This window comes from Micromonospora lutea (assembly GCF_016863535.1).
Classification (GTDB): Bacteria; Actinomycetota; Actinomycetes; order Mycobacteriales; family Micromonosporaceae; genus Micromonospora; species Micromonospora lutea.
The window spans coordinates 344,635-360,249 of record NZ_BOPB01000002.1; the positions used below are offsets into that span (position 1 = coordinate 344,635).

General features: G+C 71.4%; 19 protein-coding genes. 10 read left to right on the forward strand and 9 right to left on the reverse strand.

Features of this window, described 5'->3' with window-relative positions:
• Nucleotides 1–88: 88 nt before the first annotated feature.
• The gene (locus Vlu01_RS02980) at nucleotides 89–1,264 is read left to right on the forward strand and encodes an ROK family transcriptional regulator (protein WP_203992808.1); all 1,176 of its coding nucleotides are present in this window, start codon (nucleotides 89–91) and stop codon (nucleotides 1,262–1,264) included.
• 122 nt (nucleotides 1,265–1,386) lie between these two features.
• Here Vlu01_RS02980 and Vlu01_RS02985 read toward each other — a convergent pair whose 3' ends face one another.
• Together Vlu01_RS02985 and Vlu01_RS02990 are read right to left on the reverse strand one after the other, a co-directional pair.
• Nucleotides 1,387–2,400: an ABC transporter permease subunit gene (locus Vlu01_RS02985; protein ID WP_203992811.1), complete on the reverse strand. Its 1,014-nt coding sequence runs from the start codon at nucleotides 2,398–2,400 to the stop codon at nucleotides 1,387–1,389.
• Entirely contained in the window at nucleotides 2,397–3,407 is a 1,011-nt protein-coding gene (locus Vlu01_RS02990; protein ID WP_203992826.1) for an ABC transporter ATP-binding protein, read from the reverse strand. The genes Vlu01_RS02985 and Vlu01_RS02990 overlap by 4 nt, the downstream gene beginning before the upstream one ends.
• Before the next feature lie 99 nt (nucleotides 3,408–3,506).
• Between Vlu01_RS02990 and Vlu01_RS02995 the strand changes: the two genes are divergently transcribed.
• Both Vlu01_RS02995 and Vlu01_RS03000 read left to right on the forward strand, forming a co-directional pair.
• Nucleotides 3,507–4,352: an ABC transporter ATP-binding protein gene (locus Vlu01_RS02995; protein ID WP_373307268.1), complete on the forward strand. Its 846-nt coding sequence runs from the start codon at nucleotides 3,507–3,509 to the stop codon at nucleotides 4,350–4,352.
• Nucleotides 4,353–4,433: 81 nt separating this feature from the next.
• Complete coding sequence (locus tag Vlu01_RS03000) at nucleotides 4,434–5,333, forward strand: ribokinase (protein WP_203992832.1); 900 nt, start codon at nucleotides 4,434–4,436, stop codon at nucleotides 5,331–5,333.
• A gap of 5 nt (nucleotides 5,334–5,338) precedes the next feature.
• Here Vlu01_RS03000 and Vlu01_RS03005 read toward each other — a convergent pair whose 3' ends face one another.
• Nucleotides 5,339–6,343 (reverse strand): helix-turn-helix domain-containing protein, encoded by a 1,005-nt coding sequence (locus tag Vlu01_RS03005; protein WP_203992835.1) that lies wholly within the window; start codon nucleotides 6,341–6,343, stop codon nucleotides 5,339–5,341.
• Nucleotides 6,344–6,414: 71 nt separating this feature from the next.
• Here Vlu01_RS03005 and Vlu01_RS03010 point away from each other — a divergent pair, with 71 nt between their 5' ends.
• On the forward strand, nucleotides 6,415–6,873 hold the full coding sequence (locus tag Vlu01_RS03010) for a rhodanese-like domain-containing protein (protein WP_203992837.1): 459 nt from the start codon (nucleotides 6,415–6,417) through the stop codon (nucleotides 6,871–6,873).
• A 29-nt stretch (nucleotides 6,874–6,902) separates the two neighbouring features.
• On the opposite strand, the gene Vlu01_RS03015 is transcribed toward Vlu01_RS03010, so the two are convergent.
• Genes Vlu01_RS03015 through Vlu01_RS03025 form a run of 3 tightly spaced genes read right to left on the reverse strand, consistent with a single transcriptional unit; the run spans nucleotide 6,903 to nucleotide 8,620 of the window.
• Nucleotides 6,903–7,574: a hypothetical protein gene (locus tag Vlu01_RS03015; protein ID WP_203992840.1), complete on the reverse strand. Its 672-nt coding sequence runs from the start codon at nucleotides 7,572–7,574 to the stop codon at nucleotides 6,903–6,905.
• A 44-nt stretch (nucleotides 7,575–7,618) separates the two neighbouring features.
• Nucleotides 7,619–8,095 carry a DUF6232 family protein gene (locus tag Vlu01_RS03020; protein ID WP_203992843.1) on the reverse strand — a complete coding sequence of 159 codons (477 nt, stop codon included), beginning with the start codon at nucleotides 8,093–8,095 and terminating at the stop codon, nucleotides 7,619–7,621.
• A gap of 48 nt (nucleotides 8,096–8,143) precedes the next feature.
• Nucleotides 8,144–8,620: a DUF6232 family protein gene (locus Vlu01_RS03025; RefSeq protein WP_203993600.1), complete on the reverse strand. Its 477-nt coding sequence runs from the start codon at nucleotides 8,618–8,620 to the stop codon at nucleotides 8,144–8,146.
• Nucleotides 8,621–8,806: 186 nt separating this feature from the next.
• On the opposite strand from Vlu01_RS03025, the gene Vlu01_RS03030 reads away from it, so the two are divergent.
• On the forward strand, nucleotides 8,807–9,580 hold the full coding sequence (locus tag Vlu01_RS03030) for an enoyl-CoA hydratase-related protein (protein WP_203992846.1): 774 nt from the start codon (nucleotides 8,807–8,809) through the stop codon (nucleotides 9,578–9,580).
• 74 nt (nucleotides 9,581–9,654) lie between these two features.
• On the forward strand, nucleotides 9,655–11,277 hold the full coding sequence (locus tag Vlu01_RS03035) for an acetolactate synthase (RefSeq protein WP_203992849.1): 1,623 nt from the start codon (nucleotides 9,655–9,657) through the stop codon (nucleotides 11,275–11,277).
• 22 nt (nucleotides 11,278–11,299) lie between these two features.
• Here the strand turns inward: Vlu01_RS03035 and Vlu01_RS03040 are convergent, their stop codons facing one another.
• The 3 genes from Vlu01_RS03040 to Vlu01_RS03050 are packed head-to-tail and all read right to left on the reverse strand — an operon-like array spanning nucleotide 11,300 to nucleotide 12,432.
• On the reverse strand, nucleotides 11,300–11,713 hold the full coding sequence (locus tag Vlu01_RS03040; protein WP_203992852.1) for a PLD nuclease N-terminal domain-containing protein: 414 nt from the start codon (nucleotides 11,711–11,713) through the stop codon (nucleotides 11,300–11,302).
• A 30-nt stretch (nucleotides 11,714–11,743) separates the two neighbouring features.
• Nucleotides 11,744–12,046, reverse strand: a complete 303-nt coding sequence (locus Vlu01_RS03045; protein ID WP_203992856.1) for a DUF202 domain-containing protein — start codon at nucleotides 12,044–12,046, stop codon at nucleotides 11,744–11,746.
• Nucleotides 12,043–12,432, reverse strand: a complete 390-nt coding sequence (locus tag Vlu01_RS03050) for a YidH family protein (RefSeq protein ID WP_203992859.1) — start codon at nucleotides 12,430–12,432, stop codon at nucleotides 12,043–12,045. The genes Vlu01_RS03045 and Vlu01_RS03050 overlap by 4 nt, the downstream gene beginning before the upstream one ends.
• A gap of 41 nt (nucleotides 12,433–12,473) precedes the next feature.
• Between Vlu01_RS03050 and Vlu01_RS03055 the strand changes: the two genes are divergently transcribed.
• The 4 genes from Vlu01_RS03055 (at nucleotide 12,474) to Vlu01_RS03070 (ending at nucleotide 15,564) form a co-directional block, all read left to right on the forward strand.
• A complete protein-coding gene (locus Vlu01_RS03055; protein ID WP_203992862.1) occupies nucleotides 12,474–13,271 on the forward strand; it encodes a GNAT family N-acetyltransferase in 798 nt (265 codons plus the stop codon).
• Nucleotides 13,268–13,690 (forward strand): hypothetical protein, encoded by a 423-nt coding sequence (locus Vlu01_RS03060; RefSeq protein WP_203992865.1) that lies wholly within the window; start codon nucleotides 13,268–13,270, stop codon nucleotides 13,688–13,690. Before Vlu01_RS03055 ends, Vlu01_RS03060 begins: the two co-directional genes overlap by 4 nt.
• 122 nt (nucleotides 13,691–13,812) lie before the next feature.
• Nucleotides 13,813–14,592 (forward strand): electron transfer flavoprotein subunit beta/FixA family protein, encoded by a 780-nt coding sequence (locus tag Vlu01_RS03065; RefSeq protein ID WP_203992868.1) that lies wholly within the window; start codon nucleotides 13,813–13,815, stop codon nucleotides 14,590–14,592.
• A gap of 12 nt (nucleotides 14,593–14,604) precedes the next feature.
• Nucleotides 14,605–15,564 (forward strand): electron transfer flavoprotein subunit alpha/FixB family protein, encoded by a 960-nt coding sequence (locus tag Vlu01_RS03070; RefSeq protein WP_203992871.1) that lies wholly within the window; start codon nucleotides 14,605–14,607, stop codon nucleotides 15,562–15,564.
• Nucleotides 15,565–15,615 lie beyond the last annotated feature (51 nt).

Sequence of the window (15,615 nt, forward strand, 5' to 3'; positions counted from 1 at the left end):
GCCGATACGCTACGGCTTACCCGTTCGCAGGTCGGGCTAGAGCAAGCTTGAAGTAAGCAAAGTTAACTAATATTGAGGGACAGATGGCATGAGTGCGACCCGGCTGCCCGGCACCCCACGTCTGTTGCGGGCTCTCAACGACCGCGCGGCGCTGGAACTGCTGCTGGAGCGCGGGCCACTGACCCGGGCCCGGATCGGCGAGCTGACCGGCCTGTCCAAGGTCACCGCCTCGCAGCTGGTGGAGCGGCTGGAGGAACGTGGGCTGGTCACCCGGGTCGGCGAGCAGGCCGGCGGTCGGGGGCCGAACGCCCAGCTCTACGCGGTACGGCCCGGCAGTGCCCACGTGGTCGGTGTCGACGTGGGCCCGGAACGGGTGGTGGCCGCCTGCGCCGACATCACCGGTGCGGTCATCGGCCGGGTCGAACAGTCCACCCAGGACACCGACGACCCGGTCGGCGTGGTGCACAACGCGGTCGTCCGGGTGGCCGGCAGCGCCGGAGCGCAGCTGTCGAGCGTACGCCGGATCGTGCTCGGCACCCCCGGTCTGGTCGACCCGGGCACCGGCGACATCACCTTCGCGTACAACCTGCCTCGCTGGCATCGTGGGCTGCTCGCCGCGCTCCGCGACGACCTGGACACCCCGGTCGTCTTCGAGAACGACGTGAACCTCGCCGCGGTGGCCGAGGCGCAGTCCGGCGCGGCCCAGGGACTGGCGGACTTCGTCCTGGTCTGGGTCGGTGCCGGCGTCGGCCTGGCGATCATGCTGGGCGGGCGGTTGCACCACGGCAGCAGCGGTGCCGCCGGTGAGATCGGCTACCTGCCGGTGCCCGGCGCACCCATCCCGCGCGACGTCTCCCGCCGGGCGAAGCCGGCCTTCCAGCAGTTGGCCGGCGCGGACGCGATCCGCGCCCTGGCCCGCGAGCACGGCTACCCGGACGGCGTCGCTGCCGAGGCGGTGCGGGCCGCGATCGCCGACGGCACCGCCGGTGGGCCGATGCTCGACGAGGTGGCCCGCCGACTCGCCCTCGGCGTGGCGAGCACCTGCGTGGTGCTGGACCCACCACTGGTGGTGCTCGCCGGGGAAGTCGGCCAGGCCGGCGGGGCCGCGCTTGCCGAACGGGTGCAACACGAGGTCGCCGCCATCACGCTGGTACGCCCCCGGGTGGTGCCCACCGGCCTCACCGAGGAGCCGATCCTGCACGGTGCCCTCCGCACGGCACTCGACGCCGTCCGCGACGAGGTCTTCGGCTCCACCATCACCTGACCCACCCACCCACCCACTCGCTCACCCACGCCCTCTGGTTGATCATGAGGTTGTTGTTCGCAGTGAGCGCTCTCCCGGACAACAACCTCATGATCAACGAGGTGAGGGGTGGGACGGCGTGGTCAGATGAGGTCGCGGCGACGGAAGAGAGCGAAGGCTGCGGCGCTGAGTCCGGCGGTGAGCAGCCCCAGCACCGCCAACGACGTCTGCCAGGTCAGGGTGTAACTGCCAGTGCAGTAGCCGTCGGTGACGGTCCGGCAGGCGCTGCTGTCCCAGAAGCTGATCTCTCCGGTCAGCCACGCACCGACGTAACTGGCGAGCATGAGCTGGTCCGGTCGGGCCGCGTCGAGGATCTCCAGCACGATCCGCCCACCCAACTCCCACACCACCAGGTACGCGGCCACCGCGCCCAGCGCCGCTGCGGTGTGCCGTCCTATCGTCGCGATGGCGAAGCCGACCGCCGAGGCGAGCAGCACCAGGATCAGCCCGCGACCCCAGATCGCGCCCAACTCGGCCCAGAAGGCCCCGTTGGTCGGGCCCGGATAGCCGGCGATCTGCGCGATGGCCCAGAAGGTGACGAGATAGGTCAGGGAAGCAAGCACCGACACGGTCAGCACCGCCCCGAGCAGGGTGCCGAGTTTGGCGCCGAGCACGGTCAGCCGGCGTGGTCGCCACAGCAGCAGATTGACCACTCCGCCGGAGTTCAGGTCCGCGCCGATGTAGGACGCGCCGACCAGGAACCCGAAGAGCACCAGGTACGCCACCAGGAAGTAGAGCAAGGGCTCGGCCTGGCGGGTGAAGGTGAACACCCCGGTCAGGTAGTCGGCGGCCACCGGCAACCGGTCCCGCAGCGCCGGATCCAACTCGGAGCAGTCCTGCGGCAGGTAGAAATTGCGGTCGCCGGGGAACGGTTCGCCCCGATCCCGGGCCAGGCATCGCGCGTGCTGCAACTCCATGTTGCGCAGGTTCGCGGTGGCCTGCTGCTGCGCCTTGGCCAACTCGGCGGCAGTGGGCTGGTGCGAGCCGGCCAGGGTGGTCGCCGCGGTCACCCCGAACGCCAGCATCAGCAGCACGATCATCAGCTGTACGAAGCGGCGGGCACCCAGTCGCTCCACCTCGGCACGGATCAGGTTCACGCGTCCACTCCCCGCATTCCGAGGTCGATCTCCTGGCCGTCGGCCGATTGGTCCGGTGCCCAGCCGTCCACCTGCCGGGGGACCGCCGGGTGCGTCGGAGTGCCGGTCAACTCCAGGAAGACGCTCTCCAGATCCGGCCGCAACGGGGTCAGCTCGCGGACCCAGATGCCCTGCTCACCCAGGGTCCGGCTCACCGTGGTCGGATCCGGCACACCGCTGACCACCAGGTGATCGGGGTGCCCGGCCACGGTGAGCCCGGCGGTCCGCAGCAACTCCTCGGCCCGGGCCAGGTCGTCAACGCGGACCAGGTGCTCGTTGTCGTCGAAGCCGGACAGCACCTCCGCCACCGGGCCGGTGGCCACCCGCCGGCCCTGCGAGATGATCGTGACGTGGTCACAGATCAGCTGGATCTCGGCGAGAATGTGGCTGGAGATCAACACCGTCACGCCGTTGGCCGCCAGCGCCCGGACGAGATCCCGCATCTCCCGGATGCCCGCCGGGTCGAGCCCGTTCGCCGGCTCGTCGAGAATCAGCAGCTCGGGTCGCTTGAGCAGCGCCGAGGCCACCGCCAGTCGCTGCTTCATGCCCAGCGAGTAACCCTTGACCCGCTCGTCGCCCCGGTCGGCCAGCCCGACCTCCTCCAGCACCTCGTCGACCCGGTTGACCGGTACGCCGCCAGCGAGAGCGAGCAGCCGCAGCGTCCGGTACCCGGTGAAGTTGCCGAAGAACTGCGGACTCTCCACGATCGCACCGACCCGGCCGGAGACCTGGGGCAGTTGCTCCGGCGCGTTGGCACCGAGCACGCGCATCCGGCCGTCGTCGGCGCGTACCAGCCCGAGCAGCGCGCGCAGGGTGGTGGTCTTGCCCGAACCGTTCGGCCCGAGGAAGCCGTGCACCTGACCGGCCTCCACCAGCAGGTCGAAACCGTCGACCGCGACCCGTCGCCCGCGACGCACGCTGTGGAAGGTCTTGCGGAGACCCTCGATCTCGATGACCCCACTGGTCATGGGCGTCCTCCGGGTGGGGTGAGCAACAACACGGCGCCCCACCCTAACGGTGGCGGCGCCGGCCCGTGGGGGCACGTCGGCGGTGCGTGGTTGGATGGGCTGGTGACTGGTGACCTGATCCCTGGCGCCGCCGGCGCCGCACCCGCCCCCTTGCCCGTGGACGCGGATCTGGTGGTCAGCCTCGACGGCGTCGCCGTACGCCGGTCCGGCACCGCCTTGCTGCACGACGTCGACTGGCGGGTGGAACTGGACGAACGTTGGGTGGTGCTGGGGCCCAACGGTGCCGGCAAGACCACCCTGCTCAACCTCGCGTCCGGGCGGTTGCACCCGACCACCGGCACGGTGCACGTGCTGGGCGAGCGGATCGGCCGTACCGACGTGATGGAACTGCGCACCCGGATCGGCCTGACCACCGCCGCCCTCGCCGAGCGGCTTCCCGCCCAGGAACGGGTCGTCGACGTGGTGATGACCGCTGCCTGGTCCGTGGTCGGCCGCTGGCGGGAGAGCTACGACTCGGCCGACGAGGCCCGCGCCCGCATGCTGCTGGACCAACTGGGCGTCAGCGGGTTGGCCGACCGGTCCTACGGCACCCTGTCGGAGGGCGAACGGAAGCGGACGCAGATCGCTCGGGCGCTGATGACCGATCCGGAGCTGCTGCTGCTCGATGAGCCGGCGGCCGGGCTGGACCTGGGCGGCCGGGAGGATCTGGTGGCCCGCCTCGCTGCCCTGGCGCAGGACCCGGACGCTCCGGCGATGGTGCTCGTCACGCACCACGTCGAGGAGATTCCGCCCGGCTTCACCCACGCGCTGCTGCTGCGCGACGGGGCCGTGATGGCGCAGGGCCTGCTCCAGGACACCCTCACCGCCGACAACCTCACCAAGACCTTCGGGCTGCCGCTGCTCGTCGAGCGCAACGGCGACCGCTACACCGCCCGCGCCGCCTGAGGCGTAAGGAAGGGCACCTTGTTAACGCCTGGTGTATAGGAAGGGCCCCTTCCTAACCACTGCAGCCCGCAGGAGGATCCCGTGCGACAGACCCGCGTGGCAGTGGTGGGCAGCGCGAACATGGATCTGGTCGCCACCGCCGAGGCACTGCCCCGACCGGGGGAGACCCGACTCGGCACCGATTTCGTCACCGTGCCCGGCGGCAAGGGCGCCAACCAGGCCATCGCCGCCGCGAGAGCGGGCGCGGCCAGCGTCTTCCTCGGCGCGATCGGCTCGGACGCGTTCGGGGTGACCCTGCGGGCCCGGATCACCGCCGCCGGGGTCGACGCCAGTCAGCTGCGTACCACCTACGGGGCGTCCGGGGTGGCCCTGGTGATGGTCAACGCCGAGGGTGAGAACGCGATCCTGGTGACGCCGGGGGCGAACGCGTCACTCACCGACCTGACCGAGGCCGAACTCGCCGCCGTACGCGACGCTGACGTCCTGGTGGCGCAGCTGGAGATTCCGGTGGAGACGGTGACCGCCGCGGCGGTGGCGGCCCGGGCCGCCGGCACCCGGGTGGTGCTCAACGCGGCGCCGGCCGTGCCGCTGCCACCGGAGCTGCTCGCCGCCGTGGACCTGCTCGTGGTCAACGAGAACGAGGCGCAGGCGTACACCGGACGGGGCCGGGAAGATCCGCACGCGCTGCTCGACCTGGTGCCGCGCGCGGTGTTGACCCTCGGTGCGGAGGGTGCCTGGTACGGCGACCGGGACGGCACGGCGGTACACGTGCCGGCGGTCAAGGTGGACACGGTGGACTCGACGGCTGCCGGGGACGCCTTCACCGGCGCGCTCGCGGTCGCCTGGGGTGAAGGGCGTGACCTGGTGGACGCGGTTCGCTGGGCCTCGGCCGCCGGTGCGGCCTGCGTACGGCGGCTCGGCGCGAGCGTCGCGCTGCCCCACCGGAGCGAGATCGACCAGCTGTACGTACCCGCCGGATGAACACCTCAGCGGCGCTCGGCTCGCCCGTCGTGGCCCGGTCCGGGGTCGCAACCGGCGCGGAAGGCGCGACGGTACGCCGACGGTGAGGTCCGCATCGCCCGGGTGAAGTGGTGACGGTAGGTCACCGGGGCGTCGAAACCGACGGCCGTCGCGATCTGTCCGACCGGCGCGTCGGTGGTTTCCAGCAGCGTCAGGCTGGCCCGGATCCGTTGCTCGACCAGCCATCTGATCGGGCTGGTGCCGGTGGCCCGCGCGAAGTGCCGCAGGTAGGTGCGGGGTGACATGTGTGCCTGCCGGGCCAGCCGGGCCACGGTGAGCGGCTCAGCCAGATGTGCCAGGGCCCAGGCGATGCTGCCGGCGATCCGGTCGTCGTCCGGATCGACCGCCACCGGTGCCTCGATGAACTGCGCCTGACCGCCGTCGCGATGCGGCGGGATCACCAGCCGGCGGGCCACCGCGTTGGCGACGGTCGTGCCGTGGTCACGTCGCACGACGTGCACGCAGAGGTCGAGTCCGGCGGCGCTGCCGGCGCTGGTGAGGATGTCCCCGTCGTCGAGGTACAGCACGTCGGCGTCCACCGTGACCTGCGGGTACCGGCGGGCCAGCAGGTCCGCGTACCGCCAGTGGGTGGTGGCCCGCCGGCCGTCGAGCAGCCCGGCGCCGGCCAGGGCGAAGGCGCCCGAGCAGATGGACATCAGCCGTGCACCGGCCCGGTGTGCCCCGCGCAGGGCCGCGACCAGCTCCGGCGACGGTGACCCGTGGACGTCGGGTACCCCGGGAACGATGACGGTCGCGGCGGCGGCCAGCACGTCGAGCCCGTACGGGCTGTGCAGGCTGGCGCCGCCGAGCAGCGGAACCGGACCGGGTCGCTCGGCGCAGAGCCGCAGGTCGTACCAGGGCACGTCGAGCTCCGGCCGGGGCAGCCCGAAGACCTCCGCGACGATCCCGGTCTCGAAACCCGACATTCCGGGGTACGCGAGCACCGCCACGCTGCGGTCGACCGGATTCATGGCGGGATGTTAGCGGAGTCCGGCGTGGCCGCCACTCGTCCACCGGTTCGGCTCGGTCGACGATCGAGGACATGACACGAGCCTTCGCCGTACCGGCTGCCGAGCCGTCCACCGCCGTCGCGCATTTCCTCGCCCGGCTGCGCTTCGAGACCGACGTGGCCGACGTGTACGCCGACCTCACCGCCGGAGTACCCGACCTGGTCGTGGTCGACTCGCGCGGCGACGCGGGCTGGGCGCAGGGCCACCTGCCTGACGCCGTGCACCTGCCCACTGCCCTGATCGCCGAACGGGCCGCCGAGGTGGTGCCGCCCCGCGCGCGGGTGGTCACCTACTGCTGGGGTCCCGGTTGCGACGGTGCCACCCGGGCGGCGCTGGCATTCGCCCGCCTCGGCTACCCGGTCAAGGAGTTGCGCGGCGGCTACGAGTACTGGATTCGGGAGGGACTGCCCGTGATGACCGCCGCGGGACTCGTCCACCGGCCGGTGGACGACCTGACCGCACCGGCGACCTCCGCCGCCTGCGACTGCTGACCACCCGACGCGACGGCTTGCGGCGCGGGTCAGCAGGCGTCGTCGTTGAGCTTCTCGCCCCGCCTGCGCAGCATCGACAGCCCGGGGATGCCCGCCACCGCGAGTTTGAGGTCCCGGGTCACGTCGAGCAGGTCGTGCAGGTCCGGGCCGACCCGGTCCAGGGTGGCCAGGATCGGCAGGACGTCGGCGGTGAGGTGCTGCCGCAGCTTCGGCAGCTCATCGACGAGTCGAACCGCCGCGGTCACCTCCTCGTGGCTGAGCTGCTCGACGAAGTGGTTGGCCATCGGGGCGGCCCGCCGCAGCGCCGGTTCGTACGCCGACAGCAGTTCGGCGGCGGTGGCGGCGGCCTCAGCCGCCGTGCCCACCGTCTCGGCGGCCCGCCCGGCCACCGACCTCGCCGACTCCACGACGACGGCCGCCGCGGCGGCCACCTTGGTGGCGTTGTCCACGGCGGCGGTGGCGGCGGCGCTGATCACCGCGACCTCACGGACCGCCACCTCAGCGTCGGTGACCATGCGGTCGGTCCGGTCCAGGGTCTGCTCGACCCGGTCCACCACCCCGTTGATCCGGGCCAGCAACGCCTCCACCTCGTCGAGCACGGTGAACGCGCGGGCCGGGAGGGCGGCGAGGGACGCGGTCTGGTCGAGGGCGGAACGGGCGAGGCCGAGAACCGCGGTCGGCCGGGGTAGGGGGAGTGCCATGGGGTCAAGTGTGCGACGCGCGGGCCAGGGCCACCCGAGGCGGGTCAATGACCGCTCTGCTCGACGGCGCGCTGGACCGCCCGGTAGATCTGCCCGAAGCGTAGGGCGTCCGGCGTGCGCAGCACCATCACCTCCTGCCGGCGGTACTGCACCCACAACTCCAGGACCCGGTTGCCGCGCTCGTAGGAGCGGTCCAGCCAGCTGAGGGGTATCTCCAGGAACGGGGCCAGGGCGAGCGGGATGATCACACAGGCGGCGAGTACGACCAGCGCCGGCAGCCACTCGCCCCGGTCCTGTGCGGACCAGGCCAGTGAGAGCACACAGATCAGCGCCACCAGTGGGGGCAGGGACAGCAGCAGGACCAGGACGCCCCGACCGAACACCCGGCCTCGTACGGCGAGTGTGGTGCGGCCCTTCGCGTGCCAGACGTAGGTGACTTCGGTGATGGGAATGACGTGCCCGCCGACCTGGATCGCCTCGGAGGTGACCTGCACCGTGTCGTCCTGGTAATAGAGCGCCATCACTAAGCTTAAGCACTGATGGGCAACTCCGTGCTGTCGGCTGGTCGCTCAGCGTCGGCGGGGCGGTATCGGTCGGCCGGCCTCCATGGCTCGTTGCACGGCGCGGTAGATCTGACCGAAGCGCAGCGCGTCCGGGGTGCGGAGCAGCTGCACCGGGTGATGCCGCCAGCGGATCCAGACCTCCCGCTGCCGGCTGCCCCGGGCGTAGGACCGGTCGAGCTGTTCGAAGAAAAAATCGGCGACCGGCCCGACGGCGAGTCCGACCAGCACGGACGCCCCGATGATCGCGATCGTGACGGTGGCCGAGCGGTCCAGCCAGACGGCCAGTGCGACTCCGGCGGCGGCGGCCACCAGCGGGGCGACCATCGCGGCGCCGATGGCACCCCGCCCGGCCAGGACCCGCCAGGAGAGGGTGCCGTGCTGGTGCCAGATCTCGCTGATCTCGGCCAGGGGATAGACCCGACCCTCGACGGTCACGGCGGCCGAGGTGACCCGCACCAGCCGGTCGTCGTAGTAGGTGACCACGGGACGTCTGTCGACTCGCCCGTGCACCCGGCCAGGGTGGGCGGCCGCGGCACGGCCACCGCGCGGCTCAGGTTGCTGAGGGTTCATCGTGCGACTCCCGGTTGACGGGCTGGCACCAGACTAACTACCCCAACGAGCCGGGTCGTAAGGTTGGCACGCGACTTCGACGAGGAAGTGAGGCTCAGCGTGGGCGAGTTCGTGCGGCTGGAGACCCGGGACGGCATCGGCACCATCCGGCTGGAGCGGCCGCCGATGAACGCCCTCAACACCCAGGTGCAGGAGGAGTTGCGCGCCGCCGCGACCGCCGCCACCGCTGACAGCGGCGTCCGTGCCGTCATCGTGTACGGCGGGGAGAAGGTCTTCGCCGCCGGCGCGGACATCAAGGAGATGGCGGACATGTCGTACGTGGACATGGCCGAGCGGGCGGCCGAGCTGTCGAGTGCCCTCGGCGCGATCGCCCGGATCCCCAAGCCTGTCGTCGCCGCGATCACCGGCTACGCCCTCGGCGGCGGCTGCGAGCTGGCGCTGGCCTGCGACTGGCGGGTGGTGGCCGAGGACGCCAAGCTCGGGCAGCCGGAGATCAAGCTCGGCATCATTCCCGGCGCCGGGGGTACCCAGCGGTTGGCCCGGCTGGTCGGCCCGGCCCGCGCCAAGGATCTGATCATGTCGGGGCGGATGGTCGACGCGCAGGAGGCGCTGCGGATCGGCCTGGCCGACCGGGTCGCCCCGGCGGCCGAGGTCTACGACGCCGCGGTGGCGATGGTGCAGCCGTATCTGAACGGGCCGGTGCAGGCGCTGCGGGCGGCGAAGCTCGCCGTCGACGGCGGCCTGGACATGGATCTGGCTTCGGGTCTGGCCTGGGAGAGCCAGCTCTTCGCGGCGTTGTTCGCCACCGACGACCGGCGCGAGGGAATGGCGGCGTTCGTGGCGAAGCGGAAGCCGGACTTCACCGGACGCTGAGCGCGAGAGCAGTTCACATTCCTCCTACCGGCCAGTAGCGTGTGACTCCGGTCAGGCGACGAGAGGGAGCGGGAATGACGGAGCGGATCGAAGGCCACGGTGGGGAACTCGCCCTCGCGGCGCTGCGCGCGTACGGGGTGCGGGAGATGTTCACCCTCTCCGGCGGGCACGTGTTCCCGCTCTACGATGCCGCGCACAAGACCGACTTCCCGATCTACGACGTGCGGCACGAGCAGTCCGCCGTCTTCGCCGCCGAGGCGGTGGCGAAGCTTCAGCGCCGACCCGGGCTGGCCGTACTCACCGCCGGCCCCGGCGTCACCAACGGCATCTCCGGGCTGACCAGCGCCTTCTTCAACGCCTCGCCGGTGCTCGTGCTGGGCGGTCGGGCACCACAGTTCCGTTGGGGATCGGGCAGCCTCCAGGAGATGGACCACCTCCCGCTGGTCGCCCCGGTCACCAAGCACGCGGAGACGGTGTTCAGCGCGGACGACATTCCCCGAGCGGTGGCCGCCGCGCTGACCACCGCGCTCACCCCGCACCGGGGGCCGGTGTTCCTCGACTTCCCGCTGGAGGCGATCTTCTCGGTCGGCGACGCGGAGCTGCCGGCCGGCCCGCAGCTCAGCCCGCTCGACGCCGATCCCGACGAGGTGGCCCGGGCCGCCGGCCTGATCGCGGGCGCGGCCCGTCCGGTGATCATCGCCGGTTCGGACGTCTGGACCGGCGATGCGGTGGATGAGCTTCGGGCTGCGGCCGAAGCGCTCACCGTGCCGGTCTTCACCAACGGCATGGGTCGCGGTGCCCTGCCGCCGGAGCATCCGTTGGCCTTCGCCAAGGCGCGTCGGGTGGCGCTGTCCAACGCGGATGTGGTCGTGGTGATCGGCACTCCGCTGGACTTCCGGCTCTCCTTCGGCGACTTCGGTGAGGCCCAGGTGGTGCACATCGTCGACGCGCCCAGCCAGCGCGCCGGCCACGTACAGCCCGCCGCCGCCCCCGCCGGTGACCTGCGCGGCATCCTCACCGCCCTGGCCGAGCACTCCGGCGACCGGGTCGATCACGACGACTGGGTGGCCCAGTTGCGGACCGCGGAGGACGCCGCCAAGGCGCGCGACGCCGAGGAGATGGCCGCCGAGACCGATCCGATCCGCCCGGCCCGGATCTACGGCGAACTGCGCAAGGTGCTCGCCCGCGACGCGGTCACCATCGGCGACGGCGGCGACTTCGTCTCCTACGCCGGGCGCTACCTGGAGCCGGCCCAGCCCGGCACCTGGCTCGACCCCGGCCCGTACGGCTGCCTCGGCACCGGCATGGGCTACGCGATGGGTGCCCGGGTCACCCACCCGGACCGGCAGATCTGCGTGCTGATGGGCGATGGCGCGGCCGGCTTCTCGCTGATGGACGTGGAGTCACTGGCCCGGCAGAAACTGCCGGTGGTCATCGTGGTCGGCAACAACGGCATCTGGGGTCTGGAGAAGCACCCGATGCGGGCCATGTACGGCTACGACGTGGCCGCCGACCTCCAGCCCGAGCTGCGCTACGACCAGGTGGTGGGCGCGCTCGGCGGGGCGGGCGAAACGGTCGCCAAGGCCGCCGATCTGGGTCCGGCCCTGCGACGGGCCTTCGACGCCGGGGTGCCGTACCTGGTCAACGTGCTCACCGACCCGGCCGACGCGTACCCCCGCTCCTCGAACCTGGCCTGAACCGGAGCCCCCGCCCCGGCCGCTACACCTCGGGGCGGGGTTCCTCGCGCGGCGGCTCGCCCTCGCGCTTACGCAGGTCGTTCTCGCGCCGACGAAGGTCCTCCTCCCAGCGGCGGAAAAGTTCCTGGTCCTCTTCGCGGGAGCGCTTCTCGATCGAGCGGAGGAACTCCGGGTCGTCGTCCGGCGCGAGCGGCCGGGGGCGTTCGGCCGGGCGTGCGCCCGGAGCCCAGGACGTGGGCCCGCCGACGGCCTTGCGCTCCCGCCCGGCGACGAACCAGGCGATCGAGCCGACCAGTGGGAAGAACAGGATGATCAGCAGCCAGCCGATCCGGGGGAGGTGGCGGATGCCGTTCTCCTCGGCGGAGAGGCAGCTGATCAGGGCACAGACGGCGAGGACGACCTGCACCAGGAAGAGGAGAATGTACAGCCGGGCCATGTCACCATCATGACCTACCTTGCGTAGCGGTCACAGCCCGCGGAGCACCAGCAGCGTTCCGATGAGCGCGAATCCGGCGGCGGCCAGCCCTACCAGGGCAAGGTGTCGACCGCCGGTGCGGGACACGCCGCTGCCGGTGGCCCGGCGCCAACAGAGCGTGACGACAGTGCCCCAGCCGAGGAGGGCCAGCACCGCCGACCCGGCCGCACTCCGGCCACCGGTGAATGCGAGCCGTACGGTCAGCAGCGTCACCACGGTCAGCGCGAGCAGGGTGCGTCGCCAGGCCAGCCGGGTGCGTTCGGGTTGCAGCCCCGGGTCGCGGACCGTGGTCACTGGGTCATCGCGCCGGCCAGCACCGCCACCATCAGCGCCAACGCGCCGAAGCCGACGATCAGGGCGAGGACGGCCGGGAAACGGGAGGCGGGCAGTTCCTCACCGAGCCGGATGGCCCGTTCGGTGCGCGACCAGTGGTCGACGGCCCGGATCGCGACCGCGCCACCGAGCAGCAGCAACGCCACGGCGATCGCCTCGCGCAGGTGGACCAGCGACAGGGTCGGCAGGAACTGCGCCGCGGCGAGTCCTCCGGCGATCAACGCCAGTCCGGTACGCAGCCAGGCCAGGAACGTGCGCTCGTTGGCCAGGGAGAAGCGGTAGTCGGGGGTGACTCCCACCGACCGCAACTCCTGCGGGTCGAACCAGTTCCTGATCATCTGCCACACAGTGGTGATTATCCGGTGTCGAGCGGGAATAGTTGGGCAGCATGACGGATCTTGACGCGACCACCCTGCGTGCGACGTACGACGCTCAGCTGCGGCCGGATCTGCCGCGCCCGGTGCCCGAGGGCGTGGTGGTGGAGCCCGACGGTCCGTTGTTCCGGGTGCTGGGCCTCGATCAGCGGGGCATGGTGACCTACCGCGACCTCGGCGGGCTGACCGGTGCCGACCTCGACGAGTTGATCACGCGGCAGGTGGCGGTGTCCCGCGAGCGGGGCGAGCCGATCGAGTGGAAGCTGCACGGCCACGACGACCCGGCCGACCTGCCGCAGCGCCTGCGCGCCGCCGGCTTCGTGCCGGAGGATCAGGAGACCGTCGTGGTCGGCCCGGTCGCGCCACTGGCCTCCACGCTGCCGGTGGTGCCCGAGGGCGTACGCCTGCGGGAGGTGACCGGGCGCCCGGACCTGGACCGGATCGCGGAGCTGAAGACGCAGGTGTGGGGGCGTGACCTGTCCGCGTTGGCCGACTCGTTGGAACGGGAGATCGCCGCCGATCCGCAGGCGATCGCGGTCGTGGTGGCCGAGGCCGACGAGACGATGGTGAGCGCCGGCTGGGTGCGGTTCCCGGCGGACAGCACCTTCGCGACGCTCTGGGGTGGCTCGACCCTGCCGCAGTGGCGGCGTAAGGGCATCTACCGCGCGTTGGTCAGCTACCGGGCCCGGTTGGCCGGGTCGCGTGACCGGACGTTGCTGCAGGTCGACGCCGCCGATGGGAGTCGCCCGGTGCTGGAACGGCTCGGGCTCGTCCCGGTCAACACCACCACGCCCTACGTCTACACTCCGTGATCATGGGCCAGCGGCTGACGGACGACGAGAAAATGACCCTGAAGACCGGTGCCTTCGGTGCGGTGCTCATGGTCTCGAACGCCGACCCGGGGTTGTTCGCGCTGTTCCGGGAGAGCTTCGCGGCCTCCGGGGCGATCGCCGGCGCCAGCGGCATGGTCAAGGAGGCGTTGACCAGCGGGCCGCTGCCGAAGCTCCCTCGCGACTCGGCGCTGGAGGTGGAGTCGCTGGTGCTGCCGGCGCTGCGCCGGGGGATCGAGATCCTGGCCGAGAAGGTCCCGCAGGACGTCCCGGTCTACCGGGCCGTGGTGCTGGCGGCGGCCGATCGCGCGGCCCGCGCCCACAATGGCGTCAGTCCGGCCGAGGCTGAGGTCATCGCACGAATCAGGGGCGTGCTGGGCGCGGATGCTACTGGCAGGTAACATGGGTGCCGTGGGCAACCGCACAACAGCTCATGGTTGACCGGACGGCGCCGCCCGCGCGAGGCTGCGCCCAGATCGGGGCGAAAAATCACATACCCACAGCAGGAGGGTCGTCGCAGGCGATGAACATCGTCGTACTCGTCAAGCAGGTGCCTGATTCGGGCGCGGACCGCAACCTGCGTACTGACGACAACACAGTCGACCGCGGTTCGGCGAACAACGTGATCAACGAGATGGACGAGTACGCCATCGAGGAGGCCTTGAAGATCAAGGAGGCGCACGGCGGCGAGGTGACGATCCTGACCATGGGTCCGGACCGGGCGACCGAGTCGATCCGCAAGGCGCTGTCGATGGGCCCGGACAAGGCGGTGCACGTGGTGGATGACGCCCTGCACGGCTCCTGCGCCGTCGCCACCTCGAAGGTGCTCGCCGCCGCGCTGGGGCAGCTCAACGCCGACCTGGTGCTCTGTGGCTCGGAGTCGACCGACGGACGGGTGCAGGTGATGCCCCACATGCTCGCCGAGCGGCTCGGCATCGCGGCGCTGACCGGTGCGCGCAAGCTCACGGTCGACGGGGCCACGCTGACCGTGGAGCGGCAGACGGAGGAGGGCTACGAGGTGGTCACCGCTTCGACGCCGGCCATCGTCTCCGTGTGGGACACCATCAACGAGCCCCGGTACCCGTCGTTCAAGGGCATCATGGCCGCCAAGAAGAAGCCGGTGCAGTCGCTCTCCCTGGCTGACCTGGGAGTGGCGACGAACGAGGTCGGCTTCGACGGGGCGACCAGCGCCGTGCTGGAGCACAGCACGCGTCCGCCGCGTTCGGGTGGCGTCAAGGTCACCGATGAGGGCTCCGGCGGCACGCAGCTCGTCGAGTTCCTCGCCACCGAGAAGTTCGTGTGAGGGGTGTGGGACATGTCTGAGGTTCTCGTCGTCGTCGAAGCCACCGCGGAGTTCGGCGTCAAGAAGGTCACCCTGGAGATGCTCACCCTCGCGCGTGAGCTGGGCGCCCCGTCGGCGGTGGTGCTCGGCGGCACCGGCGCCGCCGAGGCGCTGGCGGGCAAGCTGGGCGAGTACGGCGCGGAAAAGATCTACGCCGCCGAGGGTGAGGAGATCGACGGTTACCTGGTGGCACCGAAGGCCACCGTCGTCGCCGACCTGGTCAAGCGGGTGCAGCCGGCTGCCGTGCTGCTCGCCTCCTCCCAGGAGGGCAAGGAGATCGCTGCCCGGCTGGCGGTCAAGCTCGACAACGGCATCCTGACCGACGTGGTGGCCCTGGCCGCCGACGGCACCGCCACCCAGGTGGCCTTCGCCGGCTCGACCATCGTGAAGTCCAAGGTCACCCGGGGTCTGCCGCTGGTCACCGTCCGGCCGAACTCGGTCAACCCGACGCCGGCCGCGGCCACCCCTGCGGTCGAGCAGCTCACCGTCGCCGTCACCGACAGCGACAAGCTGGCCAAGGTCGTCGACCGGGTGGCCGAGCAGAAGGGTTCCCGTCCCGAACTCACCGAGGCCGGCGTGGTCGTCTCCGGTGGTCGCGGCGTCGGCAACGCGGACAACTTCAAGCTGGTCGAGGAACTGGCCGACCTGCTGGGCGGTGCCGTCGGCGCCTCCCGGGCCGCGGTCGACTCCGGGTTCTACCCGCACCAGTTCCAGGTGGGTCAGACCGGCAAGACCGTCTCCCCGCAGCTCTACATCGCGCTGGGCATCTCCGGCGCGATCCAGCACCGGGCCGGCATGCAGACCTCGAAGACCATCGTCGCGGTCAACAAGGACGGCGAGGCACCGATCTTCGAGCTGGCCGACTTCGGCGTGGTCGGCGACCTGTTCAAGATCGTCCCGCAGGCCGCCGAGGAGATCCGCAAGCGCAAGTGAGCCGTACCCGAACAGCCGCCGCACCGGGGTTCCGGGCGGCGGCTGTGTCGT